This window comes from uncultured Polaribacter sp. (assembly GCF_947503855.1).
GTDB lineage: Bacteria > Bacteroidota > Bacteroidia > Flavobacteriales > Flavobacteriaceae > Polaribacter.
The window spans coordinates 104,994-121,028 of record NZ_CANNFF010000010.1 but is presented as its reverse complement, the minus strand read 5'-3'; the positions used below and the strand labels follow the sequence as shown (position 1 = coordinate 121,028).

16 protein-coding genes are annotated in these 16,035 nt (G+C 29.1%); 9 read left to right on the top strand and 7 right to left on the bottom strand.

Annotated elements, in window-relative coordinates:
• Window positions 1–6 precede the first annotated feature (6 nt).
• Genes Q0662_RS10015 through Q0662_RS10005 form a run of 3 tightly spaced genes read left to right on the top strand, consistent with a single transcriptional unit; the run spans window position 7 to window position 3,153 of the window.
• Entirely contained in the window at window positions 7–852 is an 846-nt protein-coding gene (locus tag Q0662_RS10015; protein WP_298949315.1) for a hypothetical protein, read from the top strand.
• Entirely contained in the window at window positions 818–2,200 is a 1,383-nt protein-coding gene (locus Q0662_RS10010; RefSeq protein ID WP_298949313.1) for a peptidylprolyl isomerase, read from the top strand. Before Q0662_RS10015 ends, Q0662_RS10010 begins: the two co-directional genes overlap by 35 nt.
• A complete protein-coding gene (locus Q0662_RS10005) occupies window positions 2,200–3,153 on the top strand; it encodes a MoxR family ATPase (RefSeq protein WP_298949311.1) in 954 nt (317 codons plus the stop codon). Before Q0662_RS10010 ends, Q0662_RS10005 begins: the two co-directional genes overlap by 1 nt.
• Window positions 3,154–3,156: 3 nt before the next feature.
• Here Q0662_RS10005 and rsmD read toward each other — a convergent pair whose 3' ends face one another.
• The 3 genes from rsmD to Q0662_RS09990 are packed head-to-tail and all read right to left on the bottom strand — an operon-like array spanning window position 3,157 to window position 5,241.
• Window positions 3,157–3,711: a 16S rRNA (guanine(966)-N(2))-methyltransferase RsmD gene (gene rsmD, locus Q0662_RS10000; RefSeq protein ID WP_298949309.1), complete on the bottom strand. Its 555-nt coding sequence runs from the start codon at window positions 3,709–3,711 to the stop codon at window positions 3,157–3,159.
• Window positions 3,708–4,529, bottom strand: a complete 822-nt coding sequence (locus Q0662_RS09995; protein ID WP_298949308.1) for a DUF3822 family protein — start codon at window positions 4,527–4,529, stop codon at window positions 3,708–3,710. Before Q0662_RS09995 ends, rsmD begins: the two co-directional genes overlap by 4 nt.
• A complete protein-coding gene (locus Q0662_RS09990; protein ID WP_298949306.1) occupies window positions 4,513–5,241 on the bottom strand; it encodes a hypothetical protein in 729 nt (242 codons plus the stop codon). Before Q0662_RS09990 ends, Q0662_RS09995 begins: the two co-directional genes overlap by 17 nt.
• Window positions 5,242–5,344: 103 nt before the next feature.
• Between Q0662_RS09990 and Q0662_RS09985 the strand changes: the two genes are divergently transcribed.
• A complete protein-coding gene (locus tag Q0662_RS09985; RefSeq protein WP_298949304.1) occupies window positions 5,345–6,763 on the top strand; it encodes an AAA family ATPase in 1,419 nt (472 codons plus the stop codon).
• Window positions 6,764–6,767: 4 nt separating this feature from the next.
• Here Q0662_RS09985 and Q0662_RS09980 read toward each other — a convergent pair whose 3' ends face one another.
• A complete protein-coding gene (locus Q0662_RS09980; RefSeq protein WP_298949302.1) occupies window positions 6,768–7,718 on the bottom strand; it encodes a lipid A deacylase LpxR family protein in 951 nt (316 codons plus the stop codon).
• A 92-nt stretch (window positions 7,719–7,810) separates the two neighbouring features.
• Here Q0662_RS09980 and ppk2 (Q0662_RS09975) point away from each other — a divergent pair, with 92 nt between their 5' ends.
• A complete protein-coding gene (ppk2, locus tag Q0662_RS09975) occupies window positions 7,811–8,671 on the top strand; it encodes a polyphosphate kinase 2 (protein ID WP_298949301.1) in 861 nt (286 codons plus the stop codon).
• Between the two features lie 5 nt (window positions 8,672–8,676).
• On the top strand, window positions 8,677–9,462 hold the full coding sequence (gene ppk2 / locus Q0662_RS09970) for a polyphosphate kinase 2 (protein ID WP_298949300.1): 786 nt from the start codon (window positions 8,677–8,679) through the stop codon (window positions 9,460–9,462).
• Here the strand turns inward: ppk2 (Q0662_RS09970) and Q0662_RS09965 are convergent.
• Entirely contained in the window at window positions 9,459–10,091 is a 633-nt protein-coding gene (locus tag Q0662_RS09965; protein ID WP_298949299.1) for a hypothetical protein, read from the bottom strand. The two genes, ppk2 (Q0662_RS09970) and Q0662_RS09965, sit on opposite strands and share 4 nt — an antisense overlap.
• Before the next feature lie 64 nt (window positions 10,092–10,155).
• Here Q0662_RS09965 and Q0662_RS09960 point away from each other — a divergent pair, with 64 nt between their 5' ends.
• Both Q0662_RS09960 and Q0662_RS09955 read left to right on the top strand, forming a co-directional pair.
• Window positions 10,156–10,704, top strand: coding sequence for a Smr/MutS family protein (locus Q0662_RS09960; protein ID WP_298949297.1), 549 nt, complete (start codon window positions 10,156–10,158; stop codon window positions 10,702–10,704).
• A gap of 24 nt (window positions 10,705–10,728) precedes the next feature.
• A complete protein-coding gene (locus Q0662_RS09955; RefSeq protein WP_298949293.1) occupies window positions 10,729–11,865 on the top strand; it encodes a cysteine desulfurase family protein in 1,137 nt (378 codons plus the stop codon).
• A gap of 101 nt (window positions 11,866–11,966) precedes the next feature.
• Here Q0662_RS09955 and yidC read toward each other — a convergent pair whose 3' ends face one another.
• Both yidC and Q0662_RS09945 read right to left on the bottom strand, forming a co-directional pair.
• Entirely contained in the window at window positions 11,967–13,850 is a 1,884-nt protein-coding gene (gene yidC, locus Q0662_RS09950) for a membrane protein insertase YidC (protein ID WP_298949291.1), read from the bottom strand.
• A gap of 156 nt (window positions 13,851–14,006) precedes the next feature.
• Window positions 14,007–15,620 (bottom strand): CTP synthase, encoded by a 1,614-nt coding sequence (locus Q0662_RS09945; protein WP_298949289.1) that lies wholly within the window; start codon window positions 15,618–15,620, stop codon window positions 14,007–14,009.
• A 226-nt stretch (window positions 15,621–15,846) separates the two neighbouring features.
• Between Q0662_RS09945 and rpmH the strand changes: the two genes are divergently transcribed.
• Entirely contained in the window at window positions 15,847–16,008 is a 162-nt protein-coding gene (gene rpmH / locus Q0662_RS09940) for a 50S ribosomal protein L34 (RefSeq protein ID WP_298949287.1), read from the top strand.
• The last annotated feature ends 27 nt before the right edge of the window (window positions 16,009–16,035 follow it).

Here is a 16,035-nt window from a genome sequence, read left to right as displayed (position 1 = left end):
TTACAAATGAGATTGGTTATCGCTTTTTTTTGTGTACTCTTATTTTTTTCTTGCGATTATCTTACGGTACAAGAAAAACAAGTAAATTCATCTGAAATTATTGCTATTGTAGATACAGAAAAGCTTTTTAGAGAAGATGTAAAAGATATTTTACCTCAAAATATAGCTAAAGAAGATAGTTTGCTTTTAGTAAAAAGTTATATACAAGACTGGGCAATTAAAAAGCTGCTATTAAAAAATGCAGAAAAAAACAATTCTTTAGAAGCTTTAGAAAACATTAAAAAACTGGTACAAGATTACAGAGAAAGTTTATTGATAAATAATTATAAAGAAGAACTTATAAAACAGCAATTAGATACTATCATTTCTCAAGATGAAGTAGAAAGTTATTACGACTATAATAAAGAAAATTTTAAATTGAATGAGGTATTATTAAAATTAAAATACTTGCACTTTGATGATAATATCAAAGATAAAAAAGAGATTATAAAACTTTTTAAATTGGATGATATAGAAGCAGCAGAGCAATTAGAACAAATGCAATTGAGCTTTAAAAAATATCAATTAAACGATTCTGTTTGGGTACAATTAGACAAGATTTTGTTAAAACTACCTGTTTCTAAAGAAAATTTGTTAAAAAAAACAAAATTCATTCAAAAACAAGACTCATTAGGTTTATATTTGGTCGCTGTAAAAGATATTTTAAATAGAAACGATATAGCGCCTCTAAGTTATATCGAACCTACTATAAAAGAAATGATTTTACACAAGCGTAAAATCGAACTAATTAGAGAAATAGAAAAAATAATAGTAAAAGATGCCACAGAAAAAAATAACTTTAAAATATATTAAACTACTTTTTACCATCACCTTAGTTTTAATGAGTGTATTTCAAACAAATGCACAAAAAGTAAAAATTGATGGTGTAGCCGTTGTTGTAGGTAAAAATATTGTACTAGATTCTGATATTGAGAAGTTTAAGCAAGAAGTAGAGCTAAGAAGTGAAGGTAAAATTACCATTTCTAATTGCGAAATGTTAGAAGAATTAATGCAACAAAAATTACTATCTCATCACGCAATAATTGATAGTGTTACAGTTTCCGATCCAGAAATAAATGCTAGAGTAGATAGAAGTGTTCAATTTTTTACACAACAATATGGTTCTCTAGACAAAGTTATACAAGCTTATGGTTTTAATGATTTAACAGATTTAAAAGAAGAATTATACGCGGTACAAAAAGAAAACCTTTTGGTAGAAAAAGAACAAATAAAAATTACTGAAAAAGTAGATGTTACTCCAGAAGAAGTACGTTTGTATTACAATGGTTTAAAAGAAAAAGGAGAATTACCAGAATTTGCTGCAGAAATAGAATTGGCACAATTGGTAATGAATGCAGAACCAACCCCAGAAGAAAATAAAAAAGTAATAGATAAATTAAAAGAAATTAGACAAGAAGTTTTAGAGGGTGCAAGTTTTAGACTAAAAGCTATTATAAATTCTAAAGACCCTGGTGTTACTAGAGATAATGGGAGAATTGTAGTAACTAAAGAAGCTAGTTTAATTAAAGAGTTTAAAGAAGTTTCTTTCTCTTTAGAAAAAGGACAAATATCAGAGCCTTTTAAAACAATGTATGGTTATCATATTATTTTATTGCATGAAATTAAAGGAAACACAAGAATTGTATCTCATATTTTAATGCAACCAGAAATACCAGAAGCTAGATTACAAGAAATTAAGTTTAAAGTAGAAGAAATTAAAAGAGACATAGAGGCTGGTAAACTCACGTTTGAAGAAGCTGTAAAAAAGTTTTCAGACGATAAGGAATCTAAAAATAACAATGGTTTAATTATAAACCCATATACAGGAGAGTCTAGATTTGAGTTAACAAGAATGGACCCAGCAATGTATGCTAGAGTAAATGAACTTGAAACAGGAGAGTTCTCAGATGTTTTTTATGATCAATCCTCTGGAGGAGAAAAAATGTACAAATTTATTTTAATGAGAGATAAAACTGATACTCATAAAGCAGGTTTTGTTGATGATTATGTAAAAGTTCAAGATTTAGCTTTAAAGAAAAAGAAAGAAGAGGCAATAGAAAAATGGGCAAAAGACAAAATTAAAGACACCTATATAAAAATTGGTGAAGATTATAAGAACTGTACTTTTGAAAAGAACTGGAAAAAAGAAGTAAATAAATAATGTCAGACGTTAAAGCCGTAAACGAATTAGTAGCAAAGTTTGATTTACTAAAAGCAGAAATTGGCAAAGTAATTATCGGACAAAAAGAAGCTGTAGATTTTACCTTATTATCTATTTTTTGTGGTGGTCATTCTTTATTAATTGGTGTGCCAGGTTTGGCAAAAACCTTATTAGTAAATACGGTTTCAGATGTTTTAGGCTTACACTTTAACAGAATACAATTTACACCAGACTTAATGCCTTCAGACATTTTAGGTAGCGAAATTTTAGACGAAAACAGAAAGTTTAAATTTATAAAAGGACCTATTTTTTCTAACATTATTTTAGCAGACGAAATTAACAGAACCCCTCCAAAAACTCAGGCTGCTTTGTTAGAAGCAATGCAAGAGCGATCGGTAACCGTTTCTGGAAATCATTATAAATTAGATTTACCGTTTTTTGTGTTAGCCACACAAAACCCAATTGAGCAAGAAGGTACGTATCCTTTACCAGAAGCACAGTTAGATAGATTTATGTTTTCTATCAATTTAGCATATCCAACTTTTGCAGAAGAAATTCAAGTTGTAAAAAGTACCACGTCTATTTTAAATCAGAATATAAATGCGATATTTAATGGCAACGAAATTGTAGAAATACAAAAATTGATTCGTAAAATACCTGTAGCAGATAATGTTATAGAATATGCGGTTGGTTTGGTAGGAAAAACAAGACCAAAATCTGATAAAGCTACAGAAATGGTAAAAAGTTATTTAGATTGGGGTGCAGGACCAAGAGCGTCACAAAACTTAATTTTAGCAGCCAAAGCTCATGCAGCAGTTAATGGTAAATATTCTCCAGATATAGAAGATGTAAAAGCAGTGGCTATACCAATTCTTTCTCATAGAATTGTTAAAAATTATAAGGCAGAAGCAGAAGGTATTACCATTTCAGATATTATAACTTCTTTACTATAGTAATTAGTTTTCTTTTTCTAAATTATTTTCAAAAAAACTAAATACATTACCACCATAACGTTTATCGTAACTATGTTTTGTATGGTTAGATAAATCTGTGTGTTTAGAGTGTTCTACAATTAAAATACCATCTTCATGTAAAAGATTGTTTTCAAAAACTAAGTCTACAATTTTTAAAAATTGCTCGGTTTCAAAATCATAAGGTGGGTCTGCAAATATAACGTCTGCACTTAAATTGGTTTTCTCTAAAAATTTATAAACGTCACTCTTATAAGTATTAATATCTAATTCTAAAGTTTTAGCGGTGTTATTTATAAACTTAATGCAACCAAAGTTAGCATCAATAGCATAAATAGTTTTAGTACCTCTAGAAGCAAATTCGTAGCTAATATTACCAGTTCCGGCAAATAAATCTATTACAGAAATAGCATCAAAATAATAGGTATTGTTTAAAATGTTAAACAAAGACTCTTTTGCCATGTCTGTTGTTGGCCTAACAGGTAGGTTTTTTGGTGCTTGTATTCGTCTAGATTTATATTTGCCAGAAATGATTCTCATGTGCCTAATAATATGTAATTGGTGTGCTTTTGCATGTTTAAATTCGCAAAAATAGCATTGTTACTTTCTAAAAAATAAATATTTCTAATGTAGGTAAACGCTATTTTGTAAATATCACTATTAACAGATATAGCTCCTGTAAAATAAAGAGAAAGTGCATCTGTATCTAATTGTAGTTGTTCTGCAACAAATAAAATATAATATATAAAATCTTCTTTACTATTGAAGTGAAAACTATTAGCTAAAAGAAGGGTATTTTTTTCTGTAACTAAAATATCGATACTGCTTTTAGATACATTTACAAACATTGTTTTTTCTTTAGCCATAGATAATTTTACAATTTTTTCTATCAATGCTGTTATATGGTGTTTGTATTCAAACTCACCAAAATGCTGAAAAAAATAATTATTAATATTTACATATGGGATGTAAACATTATTAGCCCCTATGGTTTTAATTTCATCAAAAGTTATAAAGTCTGTAGCAAGTGTTTTTATGTTACCATTTAAATAGGTTTTTAAATGAGTTTCTTTAAAAAACATATTTGGTACTAAAGTGTTTAAGTTATTTTGATGAATTACTATAACCTCAGAAAAATCTTTTTGTAAAATGGTATCCTTTTTAAAGGTTTCTTTAATTTTTTCTAATAACTCTTCAGGAGTTTTAAGTGTTTCTTCAAAAGCATATTCAGAAAAATAAACATCTTTTTTTATACCTGGGTTGTGTATACAAAAAGAAAATCCATCCAAATTAAATTGGATGGATAATTTATTTTCTTTGGATTTGTTTAAAGAGATACTACTATTCTTTATTTTCACCTTTCTTATCGTAAGATGGTGGCCAGTTACCACCTGTTGTTACTTCTTCTAAAGAGCCAACAGAAACATATTCTCCTTTAATTTGGTCTGTTGCTATTGCTTCTAATTCTTGTTTTACTAAAGATTCATTCATACCTTTTAAAAGGGTCTCTTTAGACGTTCTTGCTCTAAAAGTTGGTACTACCAAACCAGGTATTTTTTCTACAGTTCCAGTTTCTAATTCAAATTCTTTGTCTGAACCAGTTACTTTAAACATATTTTTATAATCTCTGTCTTTAAAGTATTTTAATACAGGTTCATACCCAATAGTATCTGTTACTCTAACTTCAACTTCATCAATAATACCACCACCTCTGTTAACTTTTTCTACAATAGTTTTTGTATTTGTAAGTGCTAACTTAGCAGAATCTATAAATTGAATTAAAATATTTTTGTCTGCTGTATAATTACCAGTAGCTTCATTAAATTTAATTTCAGCATCTCTAATAATTTTAAGTTTTTTAATTACTGGAGCATATCTTTTAACTTTATCTTTGTTAAAGTTGATAGGTTCCATAATACCCATATAAATTTTATAACCTAGAAATATTGCTAAAAATAACAATAGTAAGGATGCTATCCATCTTAATTTTAAAGGTAAAAACTTAACTATAACAATAGCTAAGATTACAGCAACTAATACTGCAGCCAAAATCATTCCAATTAATCCCATTTTTAAATATTTTTTAATAGTCTTATCGCAAATCTACAATTTTTTTTTAATGATAAAAACTTTTATTTACAAATCAATGTATCTTTGATGTTTTAATTAAAATATGATAGAAACTGCAGCTAAATTTTATACAGAATTATTAAAAAAATTTCCTTTTAAACCTACTACAAAACAGCGAGATTTATTAGGTTTATTAAGTAGTTTTGTTTTTGATAAAGAGAAAGATAGCTTGTTTTTGTTAAAAGGTTATGCAGGTACAGGTAAAACCACAACCATTGGTGCCTTTGTAAATTCTTTATGGACAGCTGGAAAAAAATCAGTTTTATTGGCACCAACAGGAAGAGCTGCAAAAGTAATTGCTGTATATTCTAAAAAACAAGCTTTTACAATTCATAAAAAGATTTATTTTCCTAAAAAGCAAAGTAATGGCTCTGTCGCTTTTGTTTTACAGCCCAATAAACACAGAAATACTATTTTTATTGTAGATGAAGCTTCTATGATACCAGATGGAAAACAACATCAACAATTGTTTGATAGCAGCTCTCTTTTAGAAGATTTAATTTCTTACGTATATTCTGGGATAAACTGTAAATTAATTTTTATTGGAGATACAGCGCAATTACCCCCTGTAAAATTAAATGTTTCTCCTGCATTAGAAAAAGATACGTTAGCTTACCAATTTAACAAAACTGTTACAGAAATTGAGCTTGATGAAGTAATGCGTCAGCATGAAAATTCTGGTATTTTGGCAAATGCTACTTTTTTAAGACTGCTTTTAAAAAATGAGCATAATAATTTTTCCTTTGATTTAAATTATCCAGATATTAAAAGATTAGAGGATGGTTATGATGTTGAAGATGCTATTGTTTCTGCATATGATAATTTTGGTGTAGAAGACACTGCTTTTATTGTGCGATCCAACAAACGCGCTAACCAATATAATCAGCAAATTAGGTACAATATCAGAGGGCAAGAAAATGAGATTTCTTCAGGTGATTACATAATGATTGTTAAAAATAATTATTATTGGTTACCAGAATCCTCAAAAGCAGGTTTTATTGCCAATGGAGATATTTGTGAGGTCTTAAAAATTTTCTCGATAAAAGAATTATATGGTTTTAAGTTTGCAGAGGTAGAAATTAGAATGATTGATTATCCAGAGATGCATCCTTTTGAAACAGTATTACTTTTAGATACCCTAACAAGTGAGAGCCCGTCTTTAACTTACGAGGAATCCAATAAATTATACCAGGCTGTAAAAGAAGATTATGCTGACGAAAAATCTAAATACAAACAGTTTTTAGCGATTAAAAAGAACAAGTATTTTAATGCATTGCAAGTAAAGTTTTCTTATGCAATGACCTGTCATAAATCTCAAGGGGGCCAATGGAAAACTGTTTTTATAGAGCAACCTTATTTGCCAGATGGTGTTTCTAAAGAATACTTTAGGTGGTTGTATACAGCCATTACAAGAGCGCAAGAAAAACTATTTTTAATAGGCTTTAAAGACGATTTTTTCTAGGTATTTACTTTAGTAAATAATTAATACCAATGGTGCCATACGTATGGCCATTAGTAGCGTTTAAGTTGTTAGATTTGTTTGAGTGATAATTATAAATGTAGGCAAAATTGAATCTGTTTACAGTAAACTGATATCCTACTTGTAGATTAAAAACAAAAGGTTTTAGTGTATTTGTAACTAAACTACCTGTATTTAAAAAACTACCTTGTAAAGTAGCATCGTACAAAGTATATTTTAGGATTGGTTTTATAAAAAGAAACGATTCTACAGCTCTAAAGTAAGCGGTTTTTGTATTGTTGATGTTGGTTTTAAAAGCTATAGAATTAGCTAGTTTTTGCAAAGGTTTAAAACCTATTCTAGTTAAAAAACCCGAAGAGATGTTTGTATCAATTGTGCCAATTTTACCTCTGTTTGTCCAAAAAACATCAAAAAACTTTTCTGTTTTCTTAAAAAGTTTTTGGGTATACGCTACATTAAAATTTAAACCAATAGCATTTTTAATTTGATATTTCCAGCCTACAGCTTCTTTAAAACCGTAAATATTGTGTATAATATCTTGTAAGTTTTTACCAAATGCACTTGGACCTATAACACCAATCTGAAAAGTTGTTTTTAAAGCATTATTTTTTTTAAATACTTTTTGTATGCCAAAACTACCATAAAAATAGGCTGCAAAAGGCCTATCATGATTTTCTATATTTACTAAGATCGCTTTAAAAGGAGTGTACATTTTATGGCCAACAGTAAACTCAAATATTTTTTTTTCTAAATTTTTATGACCTTCCTTTGCTACATACCTATAAGACAAAAACAGCCCATTTGTATAGTATCTATCATAGTAAGTGGAAGTATATAAATCATTTTCTGTGATAATGCTAATTTCTTTTGTGTATTTTTTTTGTGAAAAAATAACAACACTTATCAGAAAAAATAAAACCGAAAAGTTTTTTTTCATAAAAAACAAATATAAAAATTCTTCTTTAAAATGATCTTTTTTAATCGAATTAACAAAAAAAATTAATATTTTTAAACTTCGAAAAAATATATATGAGTAAAAAAAATAATATTACTGCAGAAGATTTTCAGAGTATAGAAAATAATTCAGAATTACTCGATTTAATTAAAGATAAAAGCCCATTATACAACAAAGTAAAAAAAACACTTTATTACGAAGAAGAGCTTAAATTATTGCAAATAGAATTGGTAAAATTACAACGTTGGATTTCTAAAGAAAAAAAACGTGTTGCTGTTATTTTTGAAGGAAGGGATGCCGCAGGAAAAGGAGGAAATATCAGACGCTTTATGGAGCATTTAAATCCGCGTTCATCAAGGTTGGTAGCTTTAAATAAACCTACGGAAATAGAAAAAGGCCAATGGTATTTTCAGCGTTATATAAAAGAATTACCCAATCCAGGAGAAATTGTTTTTTTTGATAGAAGTTGGTACAATAGAGCTGTAGTAGAACCCGTTATGGGCTTCTGTACAGAGCAACAATACAAAGAGTTTTTAGTGCAAGTGCCAGAGTTTGAACATATGATGTATGAAGATGGCGTAATTATTATAAAATTTTGGCTATCTATTACTAAAGATGAGCAATTAAAACGATTTGAAGATCGTAAAGAAAATCCATTAAAAAGATGGAAATTTAGTCCTGTTGATAAACAAGGACAATTACTCTGGGATAAGTATACCCATTACAAGGCAGAAATGTTTTCTAAAACACATACTTCTTACAGCCCTTGGATAATGATTAAAACAAATGACAAACAAGTAGCAAGATTAGAAGCTATGAGGCATGTTATTTCTCAGTTTGATTATGATGATAAACAAGGCGCAAAAATAACTTTAACACCAGACCCAAACGTAGTAATGCGTTACTATAGGTCTAGTAGTAAACATATAGACTAAATTTTATGGTTGATAAACTTACTGAAAAACAAGTAAATAAACTAAATACAAAAAAAGGACTTTTGGCATTATTGTCTAAAGAACCCTTTAATCTAGAAAGAGGTTTGCGTTATGTAAACTATCAGAAAAAATTAAAAAAATTACAAGTAGAATTAATACGATTGCAAACTTGGGCTATAGATAATAACGAAAGAATTATTATTGTTTTTCAAGGAAGAGATGCTGCAGGTAAAGGAGGTGCCATTAGAAGATTAACAGAACGTATAAACCCACGTCATATGCGTATTGTTGCGTTGCCAAAACCCACAAAAGATGAGCAGTCTCAATGGTATTTTCAACGTTATGTAGAGCAGTTCCCAAAAGCAGGAGAAATTGTTTTTTTTGATAGAAGTTGGTATAATAGAGCAGTCGTAGAACCTGTAAATGGTTTTTGTACACAAGAAGAATATCAAATTTTTATGAATCAAGTAAATGATTTTGAAAAAATGATTTTAGAATCAGGTATTCATTTGGTAAAAATATACATGTCTATTTCTAAAAAAGAACAAGCCAAGCGTTTTGAAGATATTAAAAGAAATCCACTTAAACAGTGGAAAATGACCAAGTTAGACGAAAAAGCGCAGCTACTTTGGGATCAATATACAGAGTACAAAGATGCTATGTTTAAAAAAACTAATACAAAAATTTCTCCTTGGAAAATAATTAGAGCAAATAGAAAAACAGAAGCTAGAGTTAACGTAATAAATCACGTTTTAGAGAGAATACCTTATGACAAAAATTTAGAAGTTTAACGCGCTAATTTCTCAACATTCTCGAAAATAAAATACACTTCTGCAGCAATTTGCTGGTTTGTTTTTAAATAAGTTTCTTCTTGTGCTTTTGTGCCATCAGATGCTTTTGGATCTACAAAAGGCAAATGAAATCTTTCTAAAGCAGTGGGTATAAAAGGGCAATTTGCATCCGCATTATTACAAGTTGTAATTGCAATAAAAGGATCTTTGTTAATAGGATCGTCAAATCTTTTAGAAAAACCTAAAATACTTTTTTTGCTTCCATCAAAAGAAATAATATATTTTGGGTTCTGATGAGAAAAATCTTCTATTTTAAAATCGAAACCTACTTTTTGTAAGGTTTTTACAGTGTTTCTATAAAAAGCAGTAACCTCTGTACCGCCAGAAAGTGCGTTAATATTTAAGTCGAAAAATTGTGCTGCAAAAAATGCCCAAACTTGACCAAGTTGACTTCTTCTAGAGTTATGTGTGCAAATAAAATTAATATTTACAACCTCGTTTTTTGTGTATTCTTTTGCAATACTTTCAGAAATTCTAAGCAATAGTGTTTTTCGATCATCAGTCAAACTTACTTTTTTATTTGCTTCTTTAAAGAAATTTTCTGTAGAAATAGAAGAAGTGTGTACCATACTATGTATTTTTGTAGCAAAAGTAAGCTGTTATTTAGTATTTTGAATTAAAATAATGTTAACAATGCGTTTAGAAATTGGTAATAAAGTAGCTGTTTTAGATGATGTTTTAAAAGGAAAGGTTATCGCTATCAATAAAAATACTATCGCTGTAGAAACTACAGATGGTATGGTGTTTAATTTTGATGAAAAAGAATTGGTTAAAATTGAAAAAGAACAATACGAATTATCGAAATATTCAGACATAAATAATGCGCTTTTAAAAGAAAAAATTAGCGTAAATAAACCCAAAGAAAGTTTATTTAAGAAACAAAAACAAGAAGTTGTTTTAGAGGTAGATTTGCATATCAATCAATTAGTAAAATCTGTAAAAGGTTTAGATAATTACGATATGTTAAACCTGCAATTAGATACTGCAAAAAGAAAAGTAGTATTTGCCATACAAAAAAGAATTTCTAAAATTGTATTTATACATGGTGTAGGAGAGGGCGTTTTAAAAACCGAATTACAAAATTTATTAAACAAATATCCAGTTAAATATTACGATGCTTCTTACAAAAAATATGGTTTAGGAGCTACAGAGGTTTATATTTATCAAAATGTAAAAGAGTAAAAATAGAAAACGTATTTTTGTACAATGAAAACAGTGTATTTAGATAATGCTGCAACTACACCAATAGACAAAGAAGTTATTGCAACCATGCAAACTTCTATGGCAGAAAACTTTGGTAATCCATCCTCTACACATCAATTTGGCAGAAAAGCAAAATCAGCAGTAGAAACTGCTAGAAAAAATATTGCTCGTTTTTTTAATGTTACTGCGCAAGAAATTATTTTTACTTCTAGTGGTACAGAAGCAGATAATTTAATTTTAAATAATGCTGTTTTAAATTTAGGTATCCAAAGAGTTATTACTTCTAAAATAGAACATCATGCAGTTTTGCATACCTGTAATTACTTGGAAGAAACTTATAATATTGTTTTAGACTTTGTAGAGCTTGATGAAAATGGGGGTATAAATATTAACCATTTAGAGCGTCTTTTACAAAATTCTAAACAAAAAACGTTGGTTAGTTTAATGATGATTAACAACGAAATTGGGAATCTCTTACCTTTAGAAAAAGTAAGTTTATTGTGTAAAAAGTACAATGCCTTGTTACATTCTGATACTGTACAAGCTATTGGGCATTATGCGATTGACTTGCAAAAAAATCCTTTAGATTTTATAGTGGCTAGTGCACATAAATTTCATGGCCCCAAAGGTGTAGGTTTTGCTTTTTTTAGAAAAGGTTTTGGTATTTTACCAATGATACATGGTGGAGATCAGGAAAGAGGAGCAAGGTCTAGTACAGAAAATGTACATGCAATTTTAGGGATGGAAAAAGCTTTAGAAATAGCAATTAAAAATTTACAAAAAGATAAAAATTACATAGAGAGCTTAAAAGTGTATTTTATTTCTGAGCTAAAAAAAATATCTGATAAAATACAATTTAACGGGTTGTCATCTCATTTAGATGAAAGTAGTTATACAATTTTAAATGTTCGTTTTCCTGTTAAAAATACAATGTTACTTTTTAGTTTAGATCTTGCAGGAATAGCTGTTTCAGGGGGTAGTGCTTGTCAAAGTGGAAGCCATAAAGGGTCACATGTACTCTCAGAAATTTTATTAAATGGAGAAGAAGATAAAACCTCTGTACGATTTTCTTTTTCTAAATTTACTACAAAACAAGATTTAGATACCACTATTACAAAATTAAAAGAGCTGTTACAGTAGAAAGTAACTCTTTTAAATTTACCTTTACTTATTTCAAATAACAAATTATTTTTTTATCGCATAAAAAAAACCGAAATTTTAAAATTTCGGTTTCTTTATTTTTATTTTCTTTTTTGTTTAGCTTGTTGCTCTTGTGCTTGTTTCATCGCATCGTCTATACGTTGTCTAAACTTAGATTTTTTCTTTTCTGGACGCTTTTTGTTCTCTTCTATTTGTGCGTGAATTTTTTCTTCATCAATTACAAAGTTTTTAATAACCAACATAATAGCAATGGTTAATAAGTTAGATATAAAGTAATACAAACTTAAAGAACTTGCATAGTTATTAAAGAAAAATAACATCATAATTGGAGAGAAGTAAATCATGTACTTCATCATTTTACTCATATCAGGCATCCCTTCTTGCGTGGGGGCTTGCATGTTGGCTTGTTGGCTTTGATTCATTTTCATGTAAAAGAAAATAGCAATAGAGGCCAAAATTGGAAATAAACTTACGTGGTCTCCATAAAATGGAATTTTAAAAGGCAATTTAAAAATGGTATCATATGAAGATAAATCGTTTGCCCATAAAAAGCTTTCTTGTCTTAAAGAGATATTTGTTGGGAAAAATTTAAACAACGCAAAGAAAACTGGCATTTGCAATAATGCGGGTATACAACCAGACATCATACTTACACCTGCTTTTCGTTGAATAGCCATGGTTTCTTGCTGACGTTTCATAGCGTTTTCTTTACCTGGGTATTTTTCATTTAAGGCAGTTAATTCAGGTCTAATTACCTTCATTTTTGCACTCGATAAATACGATTTATATACTAATGGAGACATGATGATTCTAACAACAATCGTCATTAAAATGATAATCAATCCATAGTTAGATAAAAACCCTTTTAAGAAGTTAAATACTGGATAAAAAATAGTTCTGTTTAAAAAACCAAAAATTCCCCAACCTAAATCAGCAGATTCTGCTAAATCTGTACCTTTATAGGTTTTTAATAAATTATAATCACTTGGGCCATAAAACCATTTCATGTTATAATTTAACTCACCATTAGATAATGTTAAAGGTGTTTTTAATTCGAATTTTTTTGTAAAAACCGTATCAATTTCTTCATTTAAAACTAAATCTGTAGACGTAATTGTTGCGTTGCTAAAAGGTTTTTCTGTTAGTAAGTTAGACGTAAAAAAGTGTTGTTTATAAGCAACCCAATCTACCTCATTTAAAACTTCAGATTTACCGGCATTTATATAGTCTACTTCATCATCTGCTTTGTAATAAAAGTAGGTATACATGGTGTTTTCTGTACGCAAACTTTTTTCATGTCTGTAACCATTTAAGCTCCAATCTAAATTAATTGGATTTGATGAATTGATAACATTACTTAAACCTTGAGATCGAATAGCAAAATCAACCATGTAATTGTCTTTTGGTTTCATCTCATATCTGTATTCTAAATACTTTGTCTCAGATACTTTTAATTTCATAGAAAGTATCTGGTTTTCTCCGTTTTTAGATAAAGACGGTTTAAAAAATAAATTTTTCGTATTTAAAATTCTATTGTCTGTAGTGCCAAAATTAATGTTAAAAGAAGCATTATTATCTTTTACTATATATAAAGGTAAAGAGTCATATGTTTTATAATTCTTAATTAAGGCTTCTTTAATTTGCCCACCTTTATTATTAATCGTAAGTTTTAAAACGCTGTTTTCTAAAACAGTAACCCCTTCTGAACCTGTGATTGCACTCTGTGCAAAAGCGCCTAATTTATTTGTAAGCGCTAACTTTTTAATTGAATCATTTTCAAAAGCAGTTTCGTTAACAACTGCATTTGTAAGGGTATTTGTTTTTGTAGAATCTACAACTTTACTAGTTTTAGTATCTGTAGTAGTTTCTGTTTCTGGTTGATTGGTGTTCATCCACCAAAGAATGATACCTCCCAATAAAATCATTCCAATAAAAGAATTGAAGTCGAATTTTTTTTGTTCCATGTGTTTATTTAAATGTCAATCTGTCATTAATAACTTCTTATTAGAAGTAAAAACCGACAAATGTAGCAAAACTGTATTGTTTTTAATTGATTTTGCTGTGATTTTTGTTGATGACTTTAATAGTTCAAATTGTGTTCCGTTTTTAAGCTATGAACTTTAGATTGTCGAATATTTAAGTGCTGCTTTTATAAAATCTACAAATAAAGGATGAGGTTTTAACACCGTACTTTTATATTCTGGATGATATTGTACACCCACAAACCAAGGGTGAGTTGGTACTTCTACTACTTCTACCAAACCAGTTGCGGGGTTTATACCTGTAGCTTTCATACCTTTTAGCTCTATTTGATCTAAGTAATCGTTATTAAATTCATATCTATGTCTGTGTCTTTCGCTAATTTTAGTAGCTTTATAAGCTTTGTGAGCGTTAGAGTCTTCCATTAAATTACAATCCCAAGCACCTAAACGCATGGTGCCACCTTTTTCTGTAACATCTTCTTGGCTTTCCATTAAGTTGATCACAGGATTTTTACAATCTTGTTTCATTTCTGTAGAAAAAGCATCTACCAAACCAAGTACATTCTTAGCAAACTCAATAACTGCCATTTGCATTCCTAAACAAATCCCAAAGAAAGGGATGTTGTTTTCTCTTGCATATTTTACAGCATTTATTTTTCCGTCAATTCCTCTATCACCAAAACCAGGAGCCACTAAAATACCATGTACACCTTTTAATTTTTTCTCAAAATTCTTTGCTGTTAAGTTTTCAGAATGTACCCAACGTACGTTTACTTTGGTTTCGTTAGAAGAACCAGCATGTATAAAAGCCTCTGTTATAGATTTGTAAGAATCTTGCAGCTCTATATATTTACCAATTAAAGCGATTTCTACTTCAGATATTGGGTTTTTATGTTTTCTTAAGAACTCATTCCAAACTTTTAATTTAGGTTCTCCTTTAGAAGACAGTTTTAATTTATTAAGTACAACTCTATCTAAACCTTGGTCCAACATTAAATTGGGTACATCATAAATAGTTTCTGCATCTATAGATTGTATAACATCTTCTTTTTTAACATTACAAAATAAAGCTAGTTTTCTTTTAATGTCGTCAGAAATTTCGTGTTCTGTTCTACAAACCAAAATATCTGGACTAACACCACTTTGCATTAACATTTTTACAGAGTGCTGTGTAGGTTTTGTTTTTAACTCGCCAGCAGCAGCTAAAAAAGGGATTAATGTTAAATGAATAACAATAGCATTATCTTCGCCTTTTTCCCAAAGCATTTGTCTTACAGACTCTACATAAGGTAAAGATTCTATATCGCCAACTGTACCACCAATTTCTGTAATTACAATATCATATTCGCCAGTTTCTCCTAAAAGCTGAATTCTACGTTTTATTTCATCGGTAATATGAGGGATAACTTGAACTGTTTTACCTAAAAACTCTCCTTTACGCTCTTTATTTATTACAGATTGATAAATTCTACCAGTTGTAACATTGTTAGCTTGCGATGTTGGGATGTTTAAATAACGCTCGTAATGCCCTAAATCTAAATCGGTTTCTGCACCATCATCTGTAACATAACATTCGCCATGTTCATATGGATTTAAAGTTCCTGGGTCTATATTGATATAGGGGTCTAATTTTTGTATGGTTACAGAAAAGCCTCTCTCTTGCAAAAGTTTTGCTAAAGATGCTGCAATAATTCCTTTTCCAAGCGATGAAGTTACGCCTCCTGTTACAAAAACGTATTTAGTATTACTCATGGTATTCTTAGGTTTGCGCAAAAGTACTAACTCTAAATTTTCTGTCAAATAAAAAAGGTAAAAACATTTTTATATTTTAACTTTTATGGAGGTGAAAAAATATTTTAATTTTTTTTAAAATAGTATTTGTCAAAAATAAAAACAGTTGTATATTTGCACACGCTTTTAAAAGGATAAAAACTAAGAAGCACAAAAAACTAAAGAAGTCATTTAAAAATATATTATAATGCCGAAAAGAACTTATCAGCCATCAAAGAGAAAGAGAAGAAACAAACACGGTTTCAGAGAAAGAATGGCTTCTGCAAACGGAAGAAAAGTTTTAGCTAGAAGAAGAGCTAAAGGAAGAAAGAAAATATCTGTGTCTTCAGAAACTAGACATAAAAAATAATATAATGATTAACAATTGTTAATAATT

Coding starts and splice junctions, on each gene's coding strand:
- Q0662_RS10015 (WP_298949315.1), top strand. CDS start 7: ATGAGATTGGTTATCGCTTTTTTTTGTGTACTCTTATTTTTTTCTTGC.
- Q0662_RS10010 (WP_298949313.1), top strand. CDS start 818: ATGCCACAGAAAAAAATAACTTTAAAATATATTAAACTACTTTTTACC.
- Q0662_RS10005 (WP_298949311.1), top strand. CDS start 2,200: ATGTCAGACGTTAAAGCCGTAAACGAATTAGTAGCAAAGTTTGATTTA.
- rsmD (WP_298949309.1), bottom strand. CDS start 3,711: ATGAGAATCATTTCTGGCAAATATAAATCTAGACGAATACAAGCACCA.
- Q0662_RS09990 (WP_298949306.1), bottom strand. CDS start 5,241: ATGGGATTAATTGGAATGATTTTGGCTGCAGTATTAGTTGCTGTAATC.
- Q0662_RS09985 (WP_298949304.1), top strand. CDS start 5,345: ATGATAGAAACTGCAGCTAAATTTTATACAGAATTATTAAAAAAATTT.
- Q0662_RS09980 (WP_298949302.1), bottom strand. CDS start 7,718: ATGAAAAAAAACTTTTCGGTTTTATTTTTTCTGATAAGTGTTGTTATT.
- ppk2 (WP_298949301.1), top strand. CDS start 7,811: ATGAGTAAAAAAAATAATATTACTGCAGAAGATTTTCAGAGTATAGAA.
- ppk2 (WP_298949300.1), top strand. CDS start 8,677: ATGGTTGATAAACTTACTGAAAAACAAGTAAATAAACTAAATACAAAA.
- Q0662_RS09965 (WP_298949299.1), bottom strand. CDS start 10,091: ATGGTACACACTTCTTCTATTTCTACAGAAAATTTCTTTAAAGAAGCA.
- Q0662_RS09960 (WP_298949297.1), top strand. CDS start 10,156: ATGCGTTTAGAAATTGGTAATAAAGTAGCTGTTTTAGATGATGTTTTA.
- Q0662_RS09955 (WP_298949293.1), top strand. CDS start 10,729: ATGAAAACAGTGTATTTAGATAATGCTGCAACTACACCAATAGACAAA.
- yidC (WP_298949291.1), bottom strand. CDS start 13,850: ATGGAACAAAAAAAATTCGACTTCAATTCTTTTATTGGAATGATTTTA.
- Q0662_RS09945 (WP_298949289.1), bottom strand. CDS start 15,620: ATGAGTAATACTAAATACGTTTTTGTAACAGGAGGCGTAACTTCATCG.
- rpmH (WP_298949287.1), top strand. CDS start 15,847: ATGCCGAAAAGAACTTATCAGCCATCAAAGAGAAAGAGAAGAAACAAA.